This window comes from Dolichospermum sp. LEGE 00246, from assembly GCF_015207865.1.
In the GTDB taxonomy this organism is placed as follows: domain Bacteria; phylum Cyanobacteriota; class Cyanobacteriia; order Cyanobacteriales; family Nostocaceae; genus Dolichospermum; species Dolichospermum heterosporum.
Genome location: NZ_JADEWA010000727.1, coordinates 1 through 1,471, shown reverse-complemented (window position 1 = coordinate 1,471; position 1,471 = coordinate 1). Strand labels below are relative to the sequence as shown.

At 41.5% G+C, this 1,471-nt stretch carries 2 protein-coding genes; both read left to right on the top strand.

The features are described from left to right. Positions 1–386 precede the first annotated feature (386 nt). Complete coding sequence (locus IQ228_RS25965) at positions 387–674, top strand: DUF1778 domain-containing protein (protein ID WP_027401264.1); 288 nt, start codon at positions 387–389, stop codon at positions 672–674. Next, positions 674–1,183: a GNAT family N-acetyltransferase gene (locus IQ228_RS25960; RefSeq protein WP_027401265.1), complete on the top strand. Its 510-nt coding sequence runs from the start codon at positions 674–676 to the stop codon at positions 1,181–1,183. The genes IQ228_RS25965 and IQ228_RS25960 overlap by 1 nt, the downstream gene beginning before the upstream one ends. Positions 1,184–1,471: the final 288 nt, after the last annotated feature.

Below are 1,471 nucleotides of genomic sequence, written 5' to 3'. Positions count from 1 at the left end.
TAGATGAAACTGAAAGAAAGAAACTTGAGGATATCGCCCAAGGTTGGGGAATGAGTCTTTCGTCAGCCTTAAAAAGATTAGTTAGAGAGAAATAAAATGTTGAAAAGATTTAATGACCCGCATCATGATCGAGAATATTGGAAGCGGTTAAAACCGCACGGGTAGGCTTTCCCCCGCGCTCTAAAGAGACGCGGCTCCCAGCCTTCCCGCGATCCCCTGGTGGATTTTTACCAGTATCAGCTATAGCAGGTGACAGTTGACAGAGTTAAAGAGATTTTAGTGTAAGACTTTTTAGAATACAAAAATATGGATTCCGCAATTGTTTGACATACGGCATATTGCCGTATATAATTATAGTTTAAAAGTCCATCTAACACTATATTGATATGGATGTTGCACCTATTCCAAAACAGATAGCGAGACTTGAAGCTCGTATGACTCCAGAAACTAAAGCTTTGTTGCAGAAAGCAGCGGATCTGGAAGGACGCACTTTAACTGATTTTGTGATTGCGAGTGTTCAGGCAGAGGCTTTGCGAGTCATTGAACGACACCAAACCCTCAAGCTGAGTATGGGCGATGCTGAAGCTTTTGTGGATGCTTTACTCAATCCTCCCCAGCCGAATGATGCTCTGAAAGCAGCGGCATTAAGATATAAACAAGTAATTACAGTGTAATGGTTCTCAAGATCGAGCTTCTAGATAGTCGTAGGCATATTCGCACTGAATTTTGCTGTGGGAAAGATAGTTTAGATAATTATCTATATAAACAAGCATCTCAGGATCTCAAAAAAAGAGTTGCAACTGTATTTGTTTTGATTGATGAGCCTGATTCCCATGTTTTAGCTTACTACACGCTCTCTGCATATACTGTTGATATTACAGTTCTGGATGAGGCTTTTGCGAAACGATTACCTCGTTATCCATATCTACCAGCTACGCTGTTAGGTCGTCTTGCTGTTGATAATAGACAAAAAGGGCAGGGATTTGGTGAGCTAATGTTGGTGGATGCTCTGAAAAGGACGTTTAATGCCTCTAGACAGGTTGGTTCTCTAGCTGTGATAGCCGAAGCCTTAGATGAGGAGGTTGTAAATTTTTATATCAAGTATGGATTTAAGGAATTTAAGCAAAATTCGATGAAACTTTATATTCCCATGCAATCAGTTGAAGAGCTTGTTCAGGATTAGAACTTAAATACAAGTTGTCAACCACCCATCACTTCCCTTCGGGTAAGTGAGGGCTTGTAAAAGCCTAGTTGACCAGACTCAGTTCTTAACCGAACTACGTTAGAGGTAAGAGTTAAAGACCTACCAGAGGATGCGTAGCTAGTTCCCTGCTCTAGAACTTAAAAGTTAAACAGGCTTAAGGGTTAAACCAGTGCTTTTAAGATAGTTACCGACCTCTAACATTGTCGTTCGCGCCAGCGTGCCGGAGGCATCTAGCTAACATTACCCGCAAGGAGGCTCTTTGGAGCA